The organism is Vibrio gigantis (assembly GCF_024347515.1).
In the GTDB taxonomy this organism is placed as follows: Bacteria; Pseudomonadota; Gammaproteobacteria; order Enterobacterales; family Vibrionaceae; genus Vibrio; species Vibrio gigantis.
In genome coordinates this window covers 580,779-604,226 of record NZ_AP025493.1, presented here as the reverse complement: position 1 = coordinate 604,226, position 23,448 = coordinate 580,779, and the positions used below count along the sequence as shown (strand labels likewise).

General features: G+C 43.8%; 17 protein-coding genes and 2 tRNA genes. 13 read left to right on the top strand and 6 right to left on the bottom strand.

The features are described from left to right. Positions 1–19: 19 nt before the first annotated feature. Both aspT and OCV56_RS26135 read right to left on the bottom strand, forming a co-directional pair. Entirely contained in the window at positions 20–1,738 is a 1,719-nt protein-coding gene (gene aspT, locus OCV56_RS18810; protein WP_086712706.1) for an aspartate-alanine antiporter, read from the bottom strand. 95 nt (positions 1,739–1,833) lie between these two features. Further along, on the bottom strand, positions 1,834–2,061 hold the full coding sequence (locus tag OCV56_RS26135) for a hypothetical protein (RefSeq protein ID WP_086712707.1): 228 nt from the start codon (positions 2,059–2,061) through the stop codon (positions 1,834–1,836). A 296-nt stretch (positions 2,062–2,357) separates the two neighbouring features. Here OCV56_RS26135 and OCV56_RS18805 point away from each other — a divergent pair, with 296 nt between their 5' ends. From OCV56_RS18805 to OCV56_RS18790, 4 genes are all read left to right on the top strand, one after another. Then, entirely contained in the window at positions 2,358–3,548 is a 1,191-nt protein-coding gene (locus OCV56_RS18805) for an efflux RND transporter periplasmic adaptor subunit (RefSeq protein ID WP_086712708.1), read from the top strand. Between the two features lie 9 nt (positions 3,549–3,557). Continuing rightward, complete coding sequence (locus tag OCV56_RS18800) at positions 3,558–6,605, top strand: efflux RND transporter permease subunit (RefSeq protein ID WP_086712709.1); 3,048 nt, start codon at positions 3,558–3,560, stop codon at positions 6,603–6,605. 143 nt (positions 6,606–6,748) lie between these two features. Continuing rightward, entirely contained in the window at positions 6,749–7,441 is a 693-nt protein-coding gene (locus OCV56_RS18795; protein ID WP_086712710.1) for a DUF3313 family protein, read from the top strand. Then, entirely contained in the window at positions 7,434–8,486 is a 1,053-nt protein-coding gene (locus OCV56_RS18790; protein WP_086712711.1) for a phospholipase A, read from the top strand. Before OCV56_RS18795 ends, OCV56_RS18790 begins: the two co-directional genes overlap by 8 nt. A gap of 64 nt (positions 8,487–8,550) precedes the next feature. Here the strand turns inward: OCV56_RS18790 and OCV56_RS18785 are convergent, their stop codons facing one another. Continuing rightward, on the bottom strand, positions 8,551–10,485 hold the full coding sequence (locus OCV56_RS18785; RefSeq protein WP_086712712.1) for a winged helix-turn-helix domain-containing protein: 1,935 nt from the start codon (positions 10,483–10,485) through the stop codon (positions 8,551–8,553). A 229-nt stretch (positions 10,486–10,714) separates the two neighbouring features. Between OCV56_RS18785 and OCV56_RS18780 the strand changes: the two genes are divergently transcribed. The 9 genes from OCV56_RS18780 to OCV56_RS18740 all read left to right on the top strand — a co-directional run bounded on the left by OCV56_RS18780 (position 10,715) and on the right by OCV56_RS18740 (position 22,153). After that, entirely contained in the window at positions 10,715–11,350 is a 636-nt protein-coding gene (locus OCV56_RS18780) for an SDR family oxidoreductase (protein ID WP_086712713.1), read from the top strand. Positions 11,351–11,662: 312 nt separating this feature from the next. Beyond that, positions 11,663–12,718: an NADH:flavin oxidoreductase gene (locus OCV56_RS18775; protein ID WP_228761194.1), complete on the top strand. Its 1,056-nt coding sequence runs from the start codon at positions 11,663–11,665 to the stop codon at positions 12,716–12,718. Positions 12,719–13,112: 394 nt separating this feature from the next. Next, on the top strand, positions 13,113–13,760 hold the full coding sequence (locus OCV56_RS18770; protein WP_086712715.1) for a CatB-related O-acetyltransferase: 648 nt from the start codon (positions 13,113–13,115) through the stop codon (positions 13,758–13,760). 156 nt (positions 13,761–13,916) lie between these two features. Further along, positions 13,917–14,381, top strand: coding sequence for a hypothetical protein (locus tag OCV56_RS18765; RefSeq protein ID WP_086712716.1), 465 nt, complete (start codon positions 13,917–13,919; stop codon positions 14,379–14,381). A 99-nt stretch (positions 14,382–14,480) separates the two neighbouring features. Next, positions 14,481–15,932 (top strand): TolC family protein, encoded by a 1,452-nt coding sequence (locus OCV56_RS18760; protein WP_086712771.1) that lies wholly within the window; start codon positions 14,481–14,483, stop codon positions 15,930–15,932. Positions 15,933–15,942: 10 nt separating this feature from the next. After that, entirely contained in the window at positions 15,943–17,670 is a 1,728-nt protein-coding gene (locus tag OCV56_RS18755; RefSeq protein WP_086712717.1) for an efflux RND transporter periplasmic adaptor subunit, read from the top strand. After that, the gene (locus OCV56_RS18750) at positions 17,667–20,810 is read left to right on the top strand and encodes an efflux RND transporter permease subunit (RefSeq protein WP_086712718.1); all 3,144 of its coding nucleotides are present in this window, start codon (positions 17,667–17,669) and stop codon (positions 20,808–20,810) included. The genes OCV56_RS18755 and OCV56_RS18750 overlap by 4 nt, the downstream gene beginning before the upstream one ends. A gap of 123 nt (positions 20,811–20,933) precedes the next feature. Further along, the gene (copI, locus tag OCV56_RS18745) at positions 20,934–21,554 is read left to right on the top strand and encodes a copper-resistant cuproprotein CopI (RefSeq protein ID WP_086712719.1); all 621 of its coding nucleotides are present in this window, start codon (positions 20,934–20,936) and stop codon (positions 21,552–21,554) included. A 113-nt stretch (positions 21,555–21,667) separates the two neighbouring features. Continuing rightward, the gene (locus OCV56_RS18740) at positions 21,668–22,153 is read left to right on the top strand and encodes a hypothetical protein (protein ID WP_086712720.1); all 486 of its coding nucleotides are present in this window, start codon (positions 21,668–21,670) and stop codon (positions 22,151–22,153) included. A gap of 106 nt (positions 22,154–22,259) precedes the next feature. On the opposite strand, the gene OCV56_RS18735 is transcribed toward OCV56_RS18740, so the two are convergent. The 3 genes from OCV56_RS18735 to OCV56_RS18725 all read right to left on the bottom strand — a co-directional run bounded on the left by OCV56_RS18735 (position 22,260) and on the right by OCV56_RS18725 (position 23,026). Further along, positions 22,260–22,517, bottom strand: a complete 258-nt coding sequence (locus OCV56_RS18735; RefSeq protein ID WP_086712721.1) for a hypothetical protein — start codon at positions 22,515–22,517, stop codon at positions 22,260–22,262. A gap of 321 nt (positions 22,518–22,838) precedes the next feature. Further along, a tRNA-Gly gene (locus tag OCV56_RS18730) sits at positions 22,839–22,913 on the bottom strand. A gap of 38 nt (positions 22,914–22,951) precedes the next feature. Next, positions 22,952–23,026: transfer RNA gene (locus OCV56_RS18725), tRNA-Gly, on the bottom strand. Positions 23,027–23,448: the final 422 nt, after the last annotated feature.

The window sequence follows — 23,448 nt, the reverse complement described above, 5'->3', positions numbered from 1 at the left end:
TCTGCAACGAGCGGCTGTTCTAAGAAATTTTGGTAATTAGGTTGACGATAATTGGCCCCCATAAAGTGAGGAAAATATTGGCAACCGCGTAAGTCATGGTGAAACTCGGTACAGGTGTGCTGTTCTGTGTTTTTTCTAGAAGCGACGCGAATGCTGGGTTAGCACTGCGGCTACCTGCGACAACGGCTAGGGCTTCTACTGGGTTCTTAATTTTCAGCACGTAATAGTTGAATAGGAACGTCAGTATCTGAGGAATGAGTGTTACTAACACACCAAGCAACAGCAGGGTTACGCCATTCTCTTTGATTGCAGTCAGTGCTGGAGCGCCAGCGTTGATACCAACTACGGCAACGAACACAGCAAGGCCAAAGGTTTGCATGAAATTAGCTGCGCCATGGTTAATGCTGCCCATGCGTGGTGTGCGCATTCTTAAGTAGCCAACCAAAAGCCCAGAGACCAAGCAGCCTAAACCAGAGCCCAGTGCGATGTGGGAGCCGCCAATCGTAAAACCAATTTCACCGATCAGATAACCCAACACCATACCGAAGGACATGGTTACAAAATCAGTCACACTTGGAAGTGGGCTGTTATAGCCAATTTTCTTCTCGACTTTGGCAAGATCGTCTTTCTGGCCGACGAGTGTGATTTCGTCGCCTAGGTGCAGTTCGGTCTCTGGTAATGTTGAAATGTCATGGCCCATACGTGACAGTTGAGTAATGTAAACACCACGACGAATGCGTGCGTTGGTTTCATCGTGAAGCTTGCGTAGCGTGATACCCGCTAACTTTTTGTTAGTGAGTACGACTTTCTTCTGCGTATGAACAACATTGGTTTCTTCGCTAAATTCGCCAAGCTCGATACCAAGAGAGGTCACTTTTGGAAAGGTTTGCGTGAGGCCTGTCAGGTAGACTTTGTCGTCGGCAGCTAAAATAGGGTTCTTTGTTATGTCTAACGTTGAATCTGAATTTTCATATGGGCGGTAGATGGCTTCAATCGTTAGGTCAGAATCGAACGCTTCTTCTAGTTCAACAACGCTTTTACCAACGAACATCGAATTTGCCGTGACCTGATAAGCGCGAGAAGACACACGGTTTAATGCCGAGAACTCGCCTTCATTGAGTTGCTTGCTACCAGAGCCCATTTTTTCTGCGAGCTTTTTCGCTTCTTTAGTGATGTTCCAGCCCATTACCATAGGGATGAGTGACATCATCAAGATAGGGCCAAGAGAGCCGAAGATGTATGTGATCGAGTAACCTACAGCTACATTTGTTTTGAGTGTTGAAGTTACATCGGGCGCGAGGTTGAGCTGATCAATAGCGTTACCTGCAGTACCAATGATCGCTGATTGTGTTAAACCACCCGCGGCAAGACCTGCTGCTAAGCCTTTATCGAGGCCAGCCCATTTAGAGAGCAACACAACCGTTACCAATCCTACAAACGTCATTACGAATGAAGCGAATAGGCGTGTTAATGATGAGAGACGGAATGATGAGAAAAATTGCGGCCCTCCGTTATAACCCACCATGAATATAAATAACGCAAAGAAGATGCTTTTTACTTCGTTGGAAATCGCGATTCCGCCGATTTGACCAAGCCCTACTGCAACCAAAAGTGAACCTGCGATTCCACCTAATTCAAACTTACCGATTTTAATTTTACCGATTAAGTAACCAAATCCTAATGATAGGAATAGAGCTATAAACGGATAGTCTCTTAATTGTTCAATAATAAATGACATGATAAACCTTTAATGAAATAGTTTTTATATTTCATAATTAATAATATGTTGATGTTAAATTACAGAGTGTTTTCGTTATCTGTAGTTATTCAAACCTAAGAGTTGTGTTTCTTATGGTGTAATCGTGAAGCCTTTTTGTGGTCACGGGTTTTATCTTTGTGATGCTTATTATGATGAGCATCTGGATGGTGATTAACTAAATGCTTATGACCTTCAGGTTCTCCGCCATGTGGCTGACCTGAATGGGAAGGCTGATGCGCTCTATATTCTAGATGATCCTTGTTATGTTTATGGTCGACTTCTTCACCATATACACGTTTCATTTTTTCTTTAATAGCGACTTTCGTGTGGTGTGCTTGATTAGACCTATTAATCTCAGTTAGTTGTTTAAGGAACGATGAGGATTATATCTATCGAGTGGGAATATAAATCATGTTCAAATAAAATCGACATAAAGAGATAAAATGATTTTTACTTGATAAAGACTTGTCAACCTATTGTATCTATTGGTTTTATTTTTATTTTTATTTTATATAGCTTTACTTCGATGTTATATGAGTTTGATTTATTGACGGTGTCGATAGATAGAATAGCCGGACTTTAAACACAAGGTGAACACATGAGTAAGTATAAAGGCGTAATTGTCGGGTCAGCTCTATTTATATTATTGTCTTTTGTATTTGGCTTTCATTATGTGAAAAGCGAAATAATAAAAGAAAAGGTAGCAAGTTTTAAATTACCAGCGACATCTGTAACAACAGAATTAGTAAATAAAGAAGTTTGGAATGAGACTTTGCAAGTGATAGGTAACATTCATGCAAACCAATCGATAAATGTGACAAGCCAAATGTCAGGACAAATAAAAGATGTGCTTTTTAAATCGGGTCAATTTGTCAATAAAGATGATGTTCTCATTAAATTAGATGACGCTTTATTAAAAGCTAATCATAAAAGCCAGTTAGCGAAAGTTGAATTAGCAAGAACGGAATTGAAAAGAAATAAAAAGCTACTTAAAAATAATAGCGTCTCTCAGAATTCGGTAGATAAACTTGCAGCTCAATTTAATGCTGAATCTGCGAAACTCGAGTACATCTCTACTCAGGTTGAATACATGAAAGTTAAAGCGCCTTTCTCTGGCAATGTTGGAATTAGAAATGTTGACGTGGGTGACTTTATTAACTCAAGCACAGCGATTGTTGACCTTGAAGATAGCTCTCAACAGTATGTCGATTTTTCTATTTCTGAGCTTTATCTTCACAGTGTGAAAGTGGGGCAGGATCTCAAGTTTGAATCTGACGCAGCTAACGATGCTGAGTATCACGCAACGATTACGGCGATTGAACCAAGCTCAGATGCCAATACTCACAATATCGAATTACGTGCGGTCACGACTCAACCTGTTCCGTTGGAATCGGGAATGTATGTGGATGCCACGCTGACCACTTCAGATTCAACTTCGGTGATCAGTGTGCCTTCAGTCGCGATCAGCTACAACTTGTCTGGCGATACTGTATTTGTTCTTGATACATCAACAAAACAAGTGAGTACGAATTCTGGCAGCGCTAGCTCTGACGACAAAGATTCAAGCAGCCAAGGTTCAGAGAAAGCAGAGACACCATTTTACGAATACAAAGTGGTGCAACGTACTGTTGAAATTGGCCCGAAACAGGGTGGTTATGTGGGTGTTATTTCTGGTTTAAAGGAGGGCGACGTGGTGGTGACATCGAATCAACATCAGCTTAAAAACGGCGGTCTGGTTTTAGTGAACAATCAACGACCTCTTGTTACCAATACTAAGCCAAGTAAATAGGATACTCCCATGACATTTACTGATGTATTTATCAAACGTCCGGTTTTGGCGACGGTATTAAGCCTTGTGTTGTTGGTGTTAGGTCTAAAGGCCTTTACCTCGCTGCAAGTGCGCCAATACCCAGAAATTGAAACAGGTGTGATTACCGTTACCACCAGTTATCCAGGTGCCAGTGCATCGAGCGTGCAAGGTTATGTTACTCAGCCGTTGCAGGCTGAAATCGCCCAAACTGCGGGCATTGACTACATGACATCAGACAGTGCCTTGGGTAAATCGGTCATTACGGTGTACTTGAAACTGGGTTACCCATCAGACGGCGCACTGACAGAGATTTTGTCTCTGGTGCAGCAAGTGGAATACAAGCTGCCTTCTGGGGTATTGGATCCGAGCATTCTTAAATCGACATCTCAATCACCAATTTTATATGTCTCTTTCTCAAGCGATACGCTGAAAACAGAACAGGTGTCAGACTATGTGAGTCGAGTGGTGAAGCCAACCTTCTCAACCGTAGAGGGTGTATCTAAAGTCGATATGTTGGGCCAACAAGATTTCGCGATGCGTATCTGGCTAAAACCTCAAAAGTTGGCGTCTTATGGTTTGACCGCTACTGATGTACAAAATGCGTTGCGAGCAAACAACATCGTTAGCGCCGCGGGTAAATTACAAAACCCTTATATCGAAGTCGATATCAATGCTCATACCGATTCTAGCTCTGTAGAAGACTTTAAAAACATGTCGCTCAAAGCGCATGACGGACAACTGGTGCATTTGAAAGACGTTGCCACGGTGGAACTAGGCGCGGCCACTTATGACTCAGACGTTGAATTTAATGGTGTGACAACGGTTGCTACTGCGATAAGCAATACTGCAACGTCTAACCCTCTGACCGTGGTTGAAGGTATTTACAAAGTATTACCTCAGATTGAAGCTGGCTTACCAGATGGTATGAAAGCAGATGTAGTGTATGACTCGACCAAGTTCATTGAGACATCGATTGATGAAGTAGCAAAAACGCTGATGGAAGCGGCTCTGATTGTTGTGATTGTTATCTTTGCGTTCCTCGGTTCTATGCGTGCGATGTTAATCCCGTTGGTGACGATTCCGTTGTCTCTAATTGGCTCGATGTTTTTCATGTTGAGCATGGGTTTCAGTATTAACCTGTTGACGTTATTGGCGATGGTTCTTGCGATCTCTTTGGTGGTTGATGATGCGATTGTGGTGGTGGAGAACACCTTCCGTCACCTAGAAGATGGCACCAGCCCAATCAAAGCTGCGATCGACAGTGCGCGTGAAATCGCAGGTTCTGTTATTGCCATGACCATCACTTTAGCCGCGGTGTATGCACCAATCGGTTTCATGGGCGGTTTGACCGGTAAGTTGTTTACCGAGTTTGCTTTCACCTTGGCGGGCTCTGTTCTGATTTCAGGTTTTATCGCACTTACACTGACGCCGATGATGTGTTCAAAGCTGCTCAACAAGTCGGTATTGGATGGAAAACTGGTTAAGAAAATTGATGTTGTTATTGCTGGTGTAACAGAGCGTTACCGAAAGGTACTTGAGCATGTGCTTAATAACCGAGTTTATATCTGGCCAGTGGTCGGAACATTGCTGATCAGCTTGGTGTTTATGTTTATGAATACCGCTTCTGAGCTGGCACCTGAAGAAGATCAGGGCGTAATGATTGTGATGGGGCAAGGTCCTGCTCAAGCCAATACGGATTATATTCGTCACTTTACTCCGGCTCTCATCGACGCCATCGGAAAGAACGATGAAGTGGAAATGACCATGCTAGACAACGGTTACATGCACAACAATGCGTTCTTTGGTTTAGGCGTATTGAAAGATTGGGACTCTCGCGAAGCAACGGCAAAAGAGGTGATGCAGCGCTTCCAAAAAGAGAGTTCGGTCTTACCAGGTTTGCAGGTGTATACCTTCTCACCACCAGACTTACCAGGCACACCACAAGGCTTGCCATTCCAAATGGTATTGAAGACGCCAACTGGCTCGTATCAGGATCTTTATCAGTACGCTGAAAAACTGAAAGAGTACGCGCAGAAGAGCGGTAAGTTTATCTACGTACAGAATGATCTTAACTTCAATAAACCACAAGTTGAGATCAAAATTGACCGTGATAAAGCGGCGCAAATGAATGTGAGTGCTCAGGACATCGGTACCGTGCTGTCTCGCTTTATTAGTGAAGGCTTCGTGAACTACTTCTCGATGGATCAACGCAGCTATCAGGTTATCACGCAAGTACCGAACAAGAACCGTAACTCTTGGGATGATTTGAAGAATTACCACGTACGCTCGAATACAGGCGAAATGGTTCCACTAGCGTCCTTAATCGAGATTAGCCAGTCGGTACAGCCTTCGAAAGTGGATCAGTTCCAACAGCTAAACAGCGCCATGATTGAAGCGAAAATGGTGCCGGGGATCAGTATTGGTGAAGCTTACCAAGTGATGGAAGAGGGCGCTGCGCAGATATTACCTAAGTCTTACAGCACGGATACTTCTGGGCAACTACGTCAGTTCTTGCAAGAAGGGTCATCATTAGTAACGACGTTCTTCTTAGCCTTGGTGATTATCTACTTAGTTTTGGCAGCGCAGTTCGAAAGCTTACGCGATCCGCTGGTGGTACTCACCAGTGTGCCGCTGTCGATCTTTGGTGCCTTAATGCCACTGTATTTGGGCATTGATACGCTCAACATCTACACCGAAGTTGGATTGGTGACCTTAATCGGACTCATCAGTAAACACGGAATCTTGATTGTTGAGTTTGCAAATCAGATTCAACAAGAATTGAAGTGCAGTCGTCGTGAGGCGGCAATCCGTTCAGCCACAGTGCGAATGCGGCCTGTATTGATGACAACTGCAGCCATGGTCGTGGGCGTTGTGCCGCTGCTGATAGCAAGTGGTGCAGGGGCTCAAAGTCGATTCTCGATTGGCTTGGTGATTACTGTTGGTATGTCAATCGGCACGCTGTTTACGTTGTTTGTGGTACCAACCGTTTACACCTACTTAGCAGCCGACCATACAGGACAGGAACAAGATGCTTAGTCAGCGTGAAAATTTAGATATCACGAAAAGCTAATCAGTAAAACAATCCACTAACACGAAAACTTAATCGTCACGAATCCCAATTTATGAGCCTGACCGCTTAGGGATTCGTGCACTCAAAATTCAGGAAATTAGAGGTTCACATGAAACTACATTACTTATACCCACTACTTGCGTTGTTCACGGTTGGCTGTGCTAGCTCGGTACCGAATAAAGAAGAAATCAAAAGCGTCGACTCAGATCATTACTTTGTTGATAGCCAGTTTGATGACGACATGGCGGGGATGTCTTGGATAGCTAAGGACAGTACATCCATGCATTTTAATGAATTTAAGTTCGAAACGGTCGGAATCAAAAAGACAGGGGTAGACAAACAAGTATCTCAGCAAGTTCAGTCTCAGTTTAAAGCGGAAATTGCGAAGCAGGTGGATAAAAAGCTGGCTGAGAAGCTTCAAGGCTATAAGAACCAAATTTTGGAAAATAATGAGTTAGACATCAGCATCATGCTGTATGGGATTGAAGACATTCCGGAGGATTTACGCCTTACAGAAGTCATTCCCGTTGGGACAGTGATTGGTGCAATAAAATATGCTGCGGGAACGAGAGATCGCTCCATACGCATAATTGCTAGCGTTGACTTGAAGGTTCATGAGTCGTCTGAACTTATTGGTCGTCGTATATTCGTGGTTAATAACAATGGTGTTCTCGAAAATGATAAATCAGAGATCACAATCGAGATGCTAGGTAAGAACATCGAGCAAATTACCAAGCAAGCTGTCGACTTTGCTTTTGAAGTTGCTTACTTAAATAAAAACCAAGGCAAGCGAGATGAGTAGTCGACAAGATATGCCGAGTAGTAGTACCTCATATCTGATGTTGAGCTCACTCATACTAGCCTGTTGTGTCAGTGTTCAGGCTCATGCGGAGGAGAAGGACTACCAACAATGTATTTTAGATTCGCTTACAAAAGCGACAAATCAGCAAAATATTGAGTGGTTGAAACAGCAGTGTACGTCGTTCAGTTCAGAGGTCGATGTTAGTGCGAAAAGTCAGGAAGATGTAGACAAAACAGCTACTCGTTCACCGGAACAGAAAATTTCTCGGTTAAAGCTGGAATACACAACAGAGGACAATCCTTTTGTCATAACGCCTTATCGCTTGAACTACATTTTGCCTGTTACCCACATGACGAACGTCAATACTGAGCCATATAGCAGCGATCGGTTTGGAGGTAAAGCGGACGATCTTAGTGACGAAGAAGTGAAACTTCAATTGAGTATGAAAGTACCTTTGGCTGATAAGGGAGTGTTTAATCAAGAAGATAAAATCTACTTTGGTTTCACTATCAAATCATTCTGGCAAGCATATTCTTCAGATATATCGGCACCGTTTAGAGAGACAAACTATCGTCCTGAGCTTTTTTATGAAACTCCGTTAGGTATTGAGTCAACTAATGGTGTTTGGTTTTCTCGTTTTGGGCTTGAGCATGAATCGAATGGCAGAACTGAAGAACTTAGTCGCAGCTGGAATCGTGTTTATGCTGGGGTGGGTTATATGGAAGATGCCTTCGCAGTTTATTTCCAACCTTGGTACCGCATACCAGAATCAAGCAGCAGTGACGACAACCCAGACATTGAAGATTATATGGGACATGGCGAGTTGTCGGGTGTGTATAAGTGGGACGATACTGAACTATCAATGGTTGGGCACTATAACGTTAATACGGGGTACGGGGGCGTTCAAACCTCAATGAGTTTTCCTCTGTATGGGCGGCTCAAAGGGTATGTTCAGTACTACAAAGGTTATGGGGAAAGCTTGATTGACTATGACTACAATAGCGAGCGAATTGGCGTCGGTATTTTGCTAACCAACGCCTTGTAGGAGGCATTGGTTAGCAAATCAATATAGCCAATGCACAAAAGCACTGCGTTCGGTGGTGCTTCTCCTAATCAACTATTTCGAGTTTAGATTCAATTTCAGAGATATTGCTGTTAAAGAACAAGGTTTGTGCAATTTTCAAAACAACCGGATAGCCAGACTCTAAAATGGTTTCATAATAGAACTCTTCAGCAGCAGCAGGGTTGCCTTTCGACTCTTCTAATTTAGCTAAGATAATCATCGACATGACGTTGTAATCGTTTCTCGGTATCAAGGTCATATACCGCTCAGCTTCACTGGGGTTATCTTGTGTTAGCGAGTAGGCGGCGAGTGCATCGTATACTCGATAAGAGGTTGGACTATTCTCTGCTAAAAGAAGCTTCTTGCCGAACCGGTCGTTAAGTTTTTGAACCAGTTTTTCTTTTTGTGAAGACTTCAATAGAAATATGTCGGCAAGTTCATACAAATAACGACTCGACATTAGAAAGTGATTATCAGGTTCAAGCTCGTTGGCTTCGATGACCTTCTTTAAGGTATCTGTTCTATCCAGAGTCATGAAGGTTAACCCGAGAGATTCGAGAGTCAGTTGTAGCGACTCTTCTTGTTTAGGTAACTCAGAAATTTGTTGTCTTAAAATGGATTTTTGGATGTCGATATTAAATGAGTCCAATAAATCGTCGAGCATGTTACGCATAGTGGTGTGCAGTGAAGAGGCATCAATCAAGTAATCACGGCCTAAATGTTTGAAGTTAGAGATGCGGTTGAAGTAGGTAATGTCCAGATACTCTCTATCGCCATCAATTTTTTTCTTAAAGCTGACCACGTTGGCTGAATTGGGGACTAAGGTTTCATCGACCACGATGCGAAAGTCACGATAGGTCGTAAGGTAGCTCATTAATTTATGAACGATGCCGCGTTTAAAGGCATCATTTTTCAAACTTTCATCAATTCTGACGTAGATATAGCGTGGTTCAAGCGACAAGTAATGAACCGAAGCGTGCGCCTTGTGGTTTTCAAGAACTTGGTTATTCGTTACTTGATTTGTCTTGTCAGTCGTATCCGAAGAGTGGCTTTCAGAATCAAAGAGATCGGTCATGCCATTGATGGATGAGCTTGCGTCACTGTCGGAAGATGAAGCGGTATATGAGGAAGAAGTCGATGACTGTGAACTCCACCAAAACACACCAATGGCGATGACAATAGCGCTTACCACGATGGCCAAGCGGTAGGGTTTTCTCTTCGTTCTTTCTGGCTTTGTAGTGGTGTCGTTCCTTTTTGCATAGTTGGCAGAGGGCTGAGCTGAACCATTTGTTAGATCATTAGAATTGCGCGTTTTGCTTGATGCTTCATCCCGATTAGGGTGGATATTGGAAAGCGGTGTTTGGTTATTTTGTGTATTGTCGCGATGATTTTTTTTGTCGTGAGTTCGGTGGCTTTCAGTTTGGTGTTGTGTATGAGCTTGAGGCACCTGTTCATGAGGTGCTTTTGAATCTTCAACCTCATCGTGATTTATGGGTTGGTCAACAATGACCGCTGCGCCATTTATTGGTTGAGGTGAGTCTTGTTGCGTCTTTATTGAGGAGTCGGAAGTAGATGCAGATTCAGGTTGTTCAGTATTTTCATCTACATCGGAAACCGGCAAGGTCTTGGTCACCATTGAAGGGTGAATCAAAATAGTTTTCTGAACCTCAACATCCAGCTTATACCCTCGTTTAGGTACCGTGATGATGTAACCCATCGAATGTCGCTCAGCAGATTTCAATGTTTTACGTAATTCGAAAATCGCTTGAGTGATCACTTGATCCGTTAAGATCGACCCGTTCCAAACCTCATTAATCAACTCATCTCGCGAGAACACAATGTTCGGATTCTGACAAAAAAAGTCCAGTAGTTTGGACAAACGGTTGTCGATAATCACGTCTTCTTCGTTCATGATGAGTTTGTCTTCATCAGGAATAAATAACCACACGTCGAAAGAATATTGAATGCGTTCTTTTTTCATAACCACCGAGACTAAGTCATTGTATTAAAATTACTTTAGTAGACATGTTGGGGCAATTCAATTAACCAATGTTTAATTATGATACGTGGTCGTGCTTTTTAGAGGATTAGTGACAGCTAGTAAAACTAAAAATAATATTGAGACTTATTCTCATTTGTTGATCTTGATAAAGGAACGGTTTAAATTGTCCGGTTAGTATCACTACAACATGAATATTATGAGGTTTTTTATGAGTACGGTCGTTGTATGGGGAGCAGGAAGTGGACTGGGTGCTGCAATAGTTGAGCATTTTCACAAACAAGGTTATCAAGTTATAGCGGTTGCGAGAAACCCAGAGAAAAACACGCGCTTGGCTGAACTTGGTGTTACCACACTTCGCTGTGATGCTACCGATCAAGAACAAGTTGAATCTGTGGTCGCTCAGTTACCTAAATCAGCTCTCATTGTTTCTAGCATGGGCAGCTTCAGAGCTGACACTCCCGTTGATTACATTGGACACCGACATTTGACTGATGCGCTTGAAGCCAATGGTATTGCTCGATTTGTGCTGGTAACGTCGTTGGGTTGTGGTGAGTCTTGGCAGTATTTGTCGGAGCGTTCTAGAAAAGGCTTTGGCGCTGCGGTTCGTGAAAAGTCGTTGGCAGAAGCTTGGCTAGCCTCTAGTGCTTTGGATTACACAATCTTACGTCCGGGTGGCTTGTTGGATGGCAAGGAGACTGGCAACGGTGAGCTTTCCCAACAAGTGGAAGTGCATGGCGTGATTTACCGACAAGAAGTGGCTCGTCTTATCGAAACCTTATTGGCAAACGACGCGAGTATCGGACAAGTTTATCAATGTATTGATCCTACAGTTCAGTATGGCTAAATCATGATAGCGCTGTCTTGAGGTATTTCCATCTAGCTATAAATTTGCAAGGCCGTTTAGTCTAACTGAATGGCCTTTTTGTTTTCTGTCCTCAATTACCTTCCATTCTAATCAAATGCTGCCTGTTTCTTATATGAGAGTGCTGTTCTCTTAATCTAGATTAAGTTTTGCCTGTCATGATCTCTGTAGTATCCGCGTCAATCAGCCTCACGTTAGATGGGGCAATTGCGTAACACGATTGAATGAGGAATAGATTTGAGTATTTTGTTTACAGAAACCCGCATTGGTACCATGACACTGAAAAACCGCTTTATGAGAAGTGCGACGTGGGAAAATATGGCGACTGAAGATGGCCATATGACAGATAAACTTTACGCTATCTATGAAGAGTTGGCTCAAGGTGAGGTTGGCTTGATCGTGACGGGTTACGCAAACATCGTTGAAGAAGAAAAGCCGAATGCTGGCATGATGGGTATGTATAACGACTCGTTTATCGATGAGTACAAAAAGCTGACTCGACTGGTCCATGACAACGATTCTAAAATCGTGATGCAATTGGCTTATGGCGGCACGAAAACCACGTATGACCTTGGGGAACGAGTGATCTTCGCACCGAGTGAGATTCCTGAAAAAGGGACTCAAACACTAGGTAAAGCAATGACCCAAGAGGAAATTGACTACATCGTTGATGCGTTTGCCAAAGCGTCATTGAGAGCACAGAAGTCAGGCTTTGATGGCGTCGAAATTCATGCAGCTCATACTTACTTGATCAACCAGTTCTTAAGCCCTTATTACAATCAACGTGAAGATGAATACGGCGGTAGCTTAGAAAATCGCATGAGATTCTTGCTTGAGATCTACACGGCAACACGCAAGTTGGTGGGTGACGATTTCCCTATCTTGGTTAAGTTGACTGCTTCTGAGTTTTTCGAGGGTGGTGTAACCTTCGACGAAACCCGTTTAGTCTGTAAAAAGCTTGAAGAAGTAGGTGTTGATGGCATTGTCGTTTCTGGCAACATTCATGGTAAAGCCGACACCATGATTGGCGAGTCTCATGATGGCTTTACCATTCAAGCTGAAGGCTACTTCCATGAATACGGCCATGCAATTAGCCAAGATATCGATATTCCAGTAATCACGGTAGGCGGCTTAACGGATTTTGATGCCATTGAAGCGATCGCAAACAACACGGGCATAGAGTACTTCGCACTTTCACGCCCTTTGTTATCGGAGCCGCATCTAGTGAAACGCTGGAAAGAGGGCGACCGAAGCCCTGTTGAGTGTGAAAGATGTTCTAAGTGTCGCACTAAGCGCGGTAACTTCTGTGTGGTAAACAAAGATAGAAAAGTACAGCTTGCGCGCATGTAGTCGTTGAGCCTATATCTAAAAATATAACCGAGTCTGATCCTGTTTAATACCACAGGTTCAGACTTGCTCTGTGTTCTACGAACTTATATTTGAAACCTTATTAATCACATTTCTCTGTCAAATCGGTGCGTACTAACGGATATAATCCACACGTAAATTTTCCAATCGAGTTATTCTGAGCATACTGTGAAATTACTTCCTCTCTTAAAGCAACCTCGAATCCACTGACGCCTCTTTAGTTTTAGCGACATTGCTATGATTTAAGCGTGATACTTACTCTTTAACTCAATAGAACCTGTGTTTATTGGGACGTTAGCTTGTGCACCTCAGATCTCCAACGTCGAATGTTTTGATATTTAAATGAATAAAACTAACAAGTTAATCAGAGGTAGAAATGCAAAATAAGCATTGGTCTAAATTCGAATTGCTTCATGAGGTTGTTACTAACCCCAACATTCACATCAAGGGTCAACACAGTTATTACAGCGATTGCTGGGATAACGGGTTTGAGCGTTCAGTCGTGCGTTACCTGCATGGTGACGAGATCAGCCGTCAGTGGGAGCCTCGCTGGGAGATTGATGAGCTCTACATCGGCGATTATGTCTGCATAGGAGCAGAGGTTGTGATCCTAATGGGCGGCAACCATACTCACCGAGTCGATTGGTTTTCTTTGTATCCATTCATGGATGTCATCGACGACGCCTACATTGGCAAAGGCGATACCCATATCAAAGATGGAGTGTGGTTGGGGATGCGTGCGATGATCATGCCGGGCGTGACCATTGGAGAAGGGGCGGTTGTGGCCGCGAACAGCGTAGTAACCAAAGATGTGGAACCTTACAGTATAGTTGGTGGTTCTCCCGCGAAATTAGTGAAACACCGCTTTGATAAGTCTGTTATCGAAGAGCTAATCTCAATGAAGATATACGACTGGCCACCAGAGAAGTTTGAATCAATGAGGCAGCACTTGTGTGATTCGGATTTAACTGTTCTTAAAAATGCGATGGCTGAATATGATGCACAGAAGTCGTTGAATACTTAACAGTATCTAAGGAAGGAGCACTCTACAGTCCATTGAGTGTTCCTTTTGTTCATCTATGCAGCAGTTATTATCAATTTCATCAAATATTTGCCCTTTCGGGTTGACCTTACCCTAAGGGGAACGTTTATAGTTGCGCTATAAATTTAAAGGTAAGTTATGACAAACACATTCCGAACAACTTGGATTACTGTGTTCAGCATTATTGCAATGTTGATGTCTAGCTATGCCTCAAGCTCATCGGTCATGATGACCAATATGATGACAGCTCAAATGGGTTCGAGCCAGTCGGCTTGTTACCACAGTGACGATTCAGCGAACGGTATGATGGCAGGATGTCATATTATGAACACCGAATCACACGCTGAGCACTCCAATATGGATGCTCAGGCATTTATGACTCAATGTCATATGCCTTCGGCGAGCGAAGATGGTGACAACATGATGGGAAGTCACTGTTCAGGCGCTGACTGCTGTGCTTCTGTTTGTTCTACCGCTTCACACCCAATTCAGGCTATTCAAGCCGCTAATCTCTTTGCCTATTCTCTAGCTCGTTTTCAATCTGTCACTATTGGCCAGAAAGTCGCACGCGCTCAATCTTTGTTACGCCCACCTACCGCATAAATCTATATCTAAAAACATAGCGATATCAGAGTCATAAATCTGATACGCCAATCTTTTATATGCGTTATTTAACGCTAGATATGGACATTCATTGTGAATATAAAACCAACAACCTCCGTGTTTGGAATAAACGCGAGTGTCGTGGTCGCTGCTGCCTTTGTTTCAAGTGTTACGCTACCTGCAACCTTGTTTTCAAGTGCTGCGTTAGCTGCTGTTTCGGACTCAGCACGAGCTTCAGAACTCACGACTAAAGCTGATCAACAGAGCTCAACACAGCAACTTAATATGCTGATTGAGATAGCTCTGAACCAAGACAGTAACCGAAAGCAGTATTTCGCCCAATCGCAAGCGATGAGAGAAACAGGTGTCGCAAGCGCGACCTTAATGGATCCTAAATTGAAAGTCGGATTTGGCGGGCTACCCGTCGATAGCTTTCAGTTTGATGAAGATCCAATGACCAATATCTCTGTCGGTTTGATGCAGCAATTTGAGCGTGGTAATACGCTTGATCTTCAGCAGAAAAAAGCGGGTCAGCAAGCGGATGGAATAGCTCTTCAAGTACAGGCTCGTGAACTTACCGTTGCTAATAGCATGACGCAGCTTTGGCTTGAACTGGGCTATCAACAAGTCTCTGAAAGCGTTATGCGTGAAAACCGACGCCTATTGGTCGAGTTAGAAAACTATGTCCAAACCAATTACTCGATTGGTAAAAGTGAAGCGCAAGACTTGCTCAATGCTCAGCTTCAAGTCAGCAAGCTTGATGAAAAACTACAAGCTAATCAGCAAGTTCAACGTCGTTTGATCTCTCAGCTGTCTGAATGGTTGGGTTCTGATTGGTTAGGTTCTCAAGCTATTGACTCCCAGGGCGTGCTTCATGCCACTAACCAAGTTGATTGGACAAGCTTGGAAAGTAAATTGGCGGGAACCAAGAATAGTGTATCTACCAAGCACTATCAACTACTAACCAATCATCCGTTAGTTAAGATCGTCGATGCGACTATTTCGTCGAATCAAACTCAGGTTGAGTTGGCTGAGCAAGCTTATACGCCTCAGTTTGGTGTGGAAGTCATGTATGCCCATCGACAAGCAAATAACATGGCGGGTGAACCTGCTTCTGATCTTGTCAGCGCTTACCTAACGGTCGACATCCCACTGTTTACTGGCAATCGCCAAGACAAGAACTTGTCTGCAGCTCAGTATCAAGTTGGGGCTGCCAAATCCCAAAAGGACACCTTACTTTCCCAAATGAACGCTCAGGTGAATGCGTTATTAGTGGATAGGTCGAACCTTTCTCAACGTTTAGAGCGATATCAACGTACCTTGCTTCCACAGACAACCGCTCGAATCAGTGCAGTGGAAAGAGGTTATCAAAACAATACCGCGCAGTTTAATGACGTTATCGCTGCAACGGCCGATGAGCTTGCCTTGAAACTTGAACAACAGCGCTTGATCACCGATCTCAACATCGTTAATAGCAAGCTCGCAGCTTTAATCAGTGGCTTTGAATATCAGGTTGAACAGCCACAACTTACCGATCCAACCAATCAATAAGGAATAGATAATGAAATCAGTAAAAGTCGCGACAATCGCTTTATTGGTCGGTGGTGCATTAGGTTTTAGTGCGAACTACTTTCTCTTGAATTCAACTCACGATATGTCAGCAATGGGCGGTGCAAGTGCGGCGAGCTCGGCTGAGGGTGCAAGCAACGAACCACTGTATTGGGTCGCGCCAATGGATCCCAATTATCAGCGTGACAAGCCAGGCCAGTCACCAATGGGGATGGATCTAATCCCGGTGTATGCCGACGACCTAAGTGGTGGTACAGACAAGGCTGGCACCGTGTTTATCGATTCATCAGTGGAAAATAATCTTGGTGTGAAAACAGCGAGTGTTGAGTTTGAAGCTTTGTCACCACGAATTGAAACCGTTGGTTATGTGGCGTTTGACGAAAGTACGTTATGGCAAACCAACGTAAGGGCAGCAGGCTGGGTAGAGAAGCTTTATATCAATGCCGTCGGAGAGAAGGTGAATAAGGGTGATGTACTGTTCACTCTCTACTCTCCAGAACTTGTCAAAGCCCAAGAGGAATTGATAAGTGCTTATAAAACAGGTCGTAAAGGGTTGATCAAAGGCTCGACTGAACGCTTGATTACCTTAGGTGTAGATAAAGCTCAGATACAGTCGATTACTCGCCAAGGCAAAGCCTCGCAAACCATAGAAATCAAAGCTCCCTCGAATGGCGTTATCGCGAGTCTCAACATCCGCGAAGGTGGTTATCTTTCGCCGGCGCAAGCGGTAATCAGTGCTGGGCCTCTCAATGAGGTGTGGGTTGATGCCGAAGTGTTTGAACGTCAAGCACACTGGATCTCATCTGGCAGCAATGCAGAGATGACGCTAGACGCGATTCCTGGCAAGGAGTGGCAGGGCAGTGTGGATTATGTGTATCCCATTCTTGATCCTAAAACTCGCACCTTGCGTGTCCGTTTAAAGTTCTCGAACCCAAATGGCGAGCTTAAACCAAATATGTTCGCCAATATCGCGCTGAAACCAATCAGCGACGATGCCGTACTCACAGTACCAAGGTCGTCGGTTATTCACTCTGGTGGCATGACGCGAGTTGTGCTTTCTGAAGGCGAGGGTAAATATCGCTCTGCACGAATAGAGGTAGGCCGTGAAGCTGGTGACAAGGTTGAGGTTCTACAAGGCCTTGAGCAAGGCGAAAAGATTGTTACATCTGCACACTTCATGCTTGATTCGGAATCTAGCCAATCCGCTGATCTGTCTCGAATTAATGGTGTGGAAGAGCAAGCCGAAACGGTTTGGGCAAAAGGTGAAATCTCGGATGTGATGCAAGGTAGTCGCATGGTGACCATCAATCACCAACCTGTACCTGAGTGGGAATGGCCGGGCATGGTAATGAATTTTACTTTTGCCGAAGGTTTAGACATGAGTGACGTTAAGCGTGGTCAAGTTATTGATTTTGAAATGATGAAGACAGAGTCAGGTCAATATGAGGTTGTTGACTACAAGGTCAACGAACATCAAATGGCGGGCGAAGTTTGGGTGAAGGGACAAATCACAATGCTGATGGCGGACTTCGGTATGATTACGGTAAATCACAAGCCCGTACCTGAGTGGGATTGGAAGGCCGGAGAAATGAACTTCCAAGCGAGTGAAGACCTTGACCTATCCGAATTTTCTGAGGGCCAACCGATTCGGTTTCTAGTGGCCAAGCAAGGTTCTGATTATGTCCTCAAATCTTTAGAATCAGGTGAGGGTACACTATGATCAATGCAATCATTCGTTGGTCTATCAGTAACCGATTCTTGGTTCTGGTCGCGACCATGGCGATAGTGTTCGGTGGTCTATACAGCGTTAAAAGTACGCCCGTCGATGCTATCCCTGATTTATCTGATGTTCAGGTGATCATTAAAACCAGTTATCCGGGTCAAGCACCGCAAGTGGTCGAAGATCAGGTAACGTATCCATTAACCACCGCCATGCTGGCTGTACCGGGAGCTGAAACAGTTCGTGGGTACTCTTTCTTTGGTGATTCGTATGTCTACATTATTTTCAATGATGATACCGACATGTACTGGGCGCGTTCACGAGTACTCGAATACTTAAGTCAAGTTGCACCTAACCTACCATCAAGCGCAAAACCAACGCTTGGGCCTGATGCTACGGGTGTGGGCTGGGTTTACAGTTACGTGCTTCAAGACAAAACGGGCCAGCACGACCTTGCGGAACTTCGTAGCCTGCAAGATTGGTTCTTGAAGTACGAGCTACAAACTGTCGATGGCGTCTCTGAAGTGGCGACCGTGGGCGGCATGGTGAAGCAATATCAGGTGCAGATTGATCCTGCCAAGCTGCGTGCTTACGACTTAACGCTTCAGCAAGTCAATATGGCGATCCAAAACGGTAATCAAGAAACGGGTGCGTCGGTGGTTGAAATTGCTGAAGCTGAGCACATGGTTCGCACTACGGGTTACCTGACGAGTATTGAAGACATCCAATCACTTCCATTAAAAGTGACCGACAAAGGTACACCGTTGCTATTGGGTGATATTGCCGACATTAACCTTGGTCCGCAGATGCGCCGTGGTATCTCTGAATTGAATGGTGAAGGTGAAGCGGTTGGTGGCGTTATCGTGATGCGCTTTGGCGAGAATGCCAGTGAAGTGATTGACTCTGTTAAGAATAAACTCGCAGAGCTGCAAGCAGGTTTACCAGATGGCGTTGAAATTGTCGCCACCTATGACCGTTCAACTCTGATTGATTCTGCGGTTGAAAACTTATGGAAAAAGCTAGCCGAAGAGTTCCTAGTCGTGGCGATTGTGTGTGCGCTGTTTCTATTTCACATTCGTTCGTCTTTGGTTATCGCACTGAGCTTACCTGTTGGTATCTTGGGGGCGTTCATTGTTATGCACTGGCAGGGCATTAATGCGAACATCATGTCCCTCGGTGGTATCGCCATAGCCATTGGTGCGATGGTGGATGGTGCTATCGTGATGATAGAGAACGTTCATAAACACATAGAACGAACGCCGTTGACCGATAAGAACCGTTGGCAGGTGATTGGTAAAGCGGCAGAAGAAGTCGGTGCTCCGCTGTTCTTCTCACTCATCATCATTACCTTGAGTTTTGTGCCAGTGTTCGCATTAGAAGGGCAAGAAGGCAAGATGTTCTCGCCTCTAGCGTTTACTAAAACGTATGCAATGGCTGCAGCAGCAGGTTTAGCGATCACGCTTGTGCCAGTGCTAATGGGTTACTTCATTCGTGGCAACGTACTACCTGAACATAAAAACCCCGTGAACCGTAGTTTAGTCGCGATGTATAAGCCATTGCTCAACTTAAGCCTTAAGTATCCAAAAGTGATGATTGTCATCGCGCTAGGCTTGATGGCTTCTGCGTATTACCCAACCAGTAAGCTTGGTAGTGAGTTCATTCCTCCTTTGGATGAAGGCGACTTGATGTACATGCCAACCACTTATCCAGGGATCTCGATAGGTAAAGCGCGTGAATTGCTTCAGCAAACCAACAAGCTAATCAAAACTATTCCAGAAGTTGAAACTACATGGGGCAAAATCGGACGTGCAGAAACGGCAACGGATCCCGCACCTCTGACCATGATTGAAACGGTTATTCAGCTAAAACCTCGCGATGAGTGGCGTGACGGTGTCACTACTGAGTCGTTGCGCAAAGAGTTCGACGAGCTGATTCAGTTCCCTGGCTTAACCAATGCGTGGGTAATGCCAATCAAAACCCGTATCGATATGTTAGCGACGGGCATTAAAACCCCAATCGGCATCAAAATCGCGGGTCCAGACCTTAGTGTCATTGAGGATATTGGCTCTCAGCTTGAACCTATCTTAAATGGTGTCAGCGGTACGGCTTCTGTATACGCCGAGCGTGTTGCTGGTGGACGCTATGTCACGATAGACATCAAGCGCCGCTCAGCAGCTCGTTATGGATTGAGCATCAAAGAGGTTCAGCAGGTTATCTCAACCGCTGTTGGTGGGATGAATGTAGGTGAAACTGTGGAGGGGCTGGAGCGCTATCCAATCAACGTTCGTTACCCACAAGATTACCGGGATTCAGTCGTGAAATTACAGGGTTTGCCATTGGTGACACCAAATGGAGCTCGTATTGCGCTATCTGATGTCGCGGACATTCGTTATGAAGACGGTCCACCAATGATCAAAACAGAGAATGCGCGTCCTAATGGTTGGGTGTTCGTTGATATTGATGGTCGTGATCTTGGGTCATATGTCGCTGAAGCGCAAAAAGTGGTTGCTGAGCAAGTCGTATTACCTGCGGGTTACTCGCTCGCTTGGTCTGGCCAATATGAATACATGGAGCGTGCAAAAGAACGCTTGAGTGTGGTGGTTCCTATCACTATTGCCATCATTATGTTGTTGCTCTACCTAAGTTTCCGTCGTGTTGGGGAAGTCATGATGATCATGCTGACACTGCCGCTAGCGATGGTGGGTGGTCTTTGGCTGATGCATGCCCTCAACTACAACTTCTCAATTGCGGTGGGTGTCGGCTTCATCGCGCTAGCCGGTGTTGCGGTAGAGATAGGAGTCATCATGTTGGTGTACCTCAACCAGGCGTGGCATTACAAAAAACTCGATGCCGAACAGAACCAACAAAAACTTAAACTTGCTGATTTAACCGATGCCATTCGTGAGGGGGCAGGGCTTCGAGTTCGTCCTGTAATGATGACTGTACTTACCGTCATTATCGGCTTGATTCCAATCATGTACGGCGAAGGTACAGGCTCGGAAGTTATGCAGAGAATAGCTGCGCCGATGATAGGTGGAATGGCGTCTGCGCTACTGCTTACTCTGCTGGTGTTACCTGCCATCTTTAAGTTATGGAAGCAGCGTGAAATTACCCAGATTGAAAAGAAATTGAATAAGTAACTCACTAATTAAAATGAATATTACTGTCCTTATCCATTCTGAAATGGGTAAGGACAAATCAAACTCTATCACTAAAGCAGAATAACTTAAGTGATTAAACGACGAGAAAGTTAAGGAATTATGATGAAAAAAACGATGATTGCTATTGCCCTAACGCTAACTACTGCGACAGCTTTTGCTGAAATGGATCACTCTAAGATGGATGATTCAATGATGAATAACGGTGAAATGGATCACTCTATGATGGACGGCTCGATGATGAAAAATGGCGAGATGGACCACTCTAAGATGGATCATTCAATGATGAAGAATGGCAAAATGGATCATTCAAAAATGATGAGCATGGACGGAATGATGGATATGGAAGGCATGTCTGAAGTGGGTATGCCTGCTAAGGGAGCTAAGCCAGATAAAGTCGTTCACGTTCTGTTGAGTGACGATATGAAAATCACATTCAAAAATAAAGTCGATATTGAGCCCAATGATGTGGTTCAGTTTGTAGTGATGAACACCGGTAAGATTGACCACGAGTTCTCTATTGGTTCTGCAACAGAGCAGTTAGAGCATCGTGAAATGATGAAAAAGATGGGTAACCATGCGCATGATTCCGGTAGCACTGTTACCGTTAAACCTGGCAAGGCGAAGCAACTGCTTTGGCACTTCCATGGTGATAACAACGTAGAATTCGCATGCAATATTCCTGGTCACGCTGAAGCGGGCATGGTTAAAGCAGTAACGCTATAAGGCTAATACACTTGCCATACCTAGTTCAAATGGATGATTGCTAGGTATGGCTTCCTTGTTTTAGTGCTATTTAGGTATTAGCTTTAAAAGATTAAAGGGATGGGGGTTTAAGGATGAATAAGACAGTTCTAGTACTTGCAGTAACGAGCGCTTTGCTTTCGTGGTCTACCCACAGCATCGCGGAAAAACCTGAATGGGCTGGTAAGGGGAAGCCAGATTTAGAAGAAGTAAAAACATTCGCTGAGGCAAAAAAAGTTGAAGGCGAAATTGACGATCATGAGAAGCAGATCGACTCGATGATTGAAGAGAAAAAGAAGAAAGCGAAGAAGACTAAGAATAAAAAAGATAAGCAGAAATTAGATAAAGAACTGGACGATTTAGAAGAAGAGAAAGAAGCACTCGAAGAGAGCAAAGAGAAGCTCAAAGATAAAAAAGAAAAGCTAAAAGATGACATGGATGAGCGAGAAGCGACGCCGGGGTTAGACAAGCAGAAAGACAAGAAGGCGGAACAAAATCGCAAAGAAGAAGGAAAAGGTTCAGAGAAAGGCCAACAGCAACGTGAGGAAAACAGCAAAAAGTGGTGGGATTTTTGGGAGTGATGAATGAATGCCACACTCTTCGCCATCAAATCGATGGATACATTAGATAAGTCTTAACTCATGTTGGTATACATCAGTTAAGACTTATCTACCAAGATCAATACCACTACTGCAATAGAATCGAAGTTTCTAGAAGGTGTTGAGCTTCGCCACTTAGGTGCGGTAGCTCTGCCATGATCTTTTTAAACTTATCGTCGATTGATTCTGCTTCATTCAGCGATCGAAAAGCCAGTACAGCCTGTTCAGGTTCGCGGTTTACATAACCTTTCAATGTATCTAGCTGAATTTTATTGGCATTTTCAACTTTTGCTAGAGCGACATTAATTGCTTCGATGTTAATTGTTAACTCATTGCTTTTAAACATTTTTATTATTTATGGGTTGTTGCTAATGGGCGCACATTAACACAACTGTTTTTTCGGATATTGACCGAGATTATTAAATTGGAACAATTTTGAAAATCGTTTAAAGCTGAGCTGCAATGTGTGATTTGGACAAGTACAAGAAATACGAAACGATTTAAGGAGTTAATAGAGCGAGCTGGTGAATTAGCGCTGGTTGGTCAATCGAGGTTTAAATAAATAGGTTTAGTCAGTATAGATTAATGACTATGGACTTAACGAACGGAGACGTTTTTGAATAGGGTGACGCTGGAAGAAAGCTCGTAATGAATCTTCAGGAGAAGTTGGAGCGTGCAGCGGGAATCGAACCCGCATCATCAGCTTGGAAGGCTGAGGTAATAGCCATTATACGATGCACGCACACTGTCTTATGAGTAAGACTGAGGCATCAAGAAGACTGGAGCGTGCAGCGGGAATCGAACCCGCATCATCAGCTTGGAAGGCTGAGGTAATAGCCATTATACGATGCACGCACATCGTCTTAACGAGTTTGATAATGCCACATCTAACTGAAAACGAAACCTTTTTCTTTCATTTTTATTCTAAGTGCTCGCATAACCACCACTCCGCTAGTTTTTCAATCATGTTCGGCGTTTTCAGAGTGAATAAAATGTGACTAGAATCTCCTTATAAGGAGGACGAGAAATAACAGTAAATTTCATGCTGCTTTTGTGATGAGCTCTCTTTGATTTATAAATCTAACTTGGCAGTGTTAAGTTGTCATAAAACTCATGAAAATTAAGGAATTTTAAGTGTTAACATAAACTGATTTTTATTCGTATTTTTGAGTCCGTTAATAACAATCTGAATGCATAAATTTAACTTATCAACCTGTTAAAATATTCATCAAACTAATCCCAAATGAGTAGAGTTATAGACACTTCTAAGCGTTTGC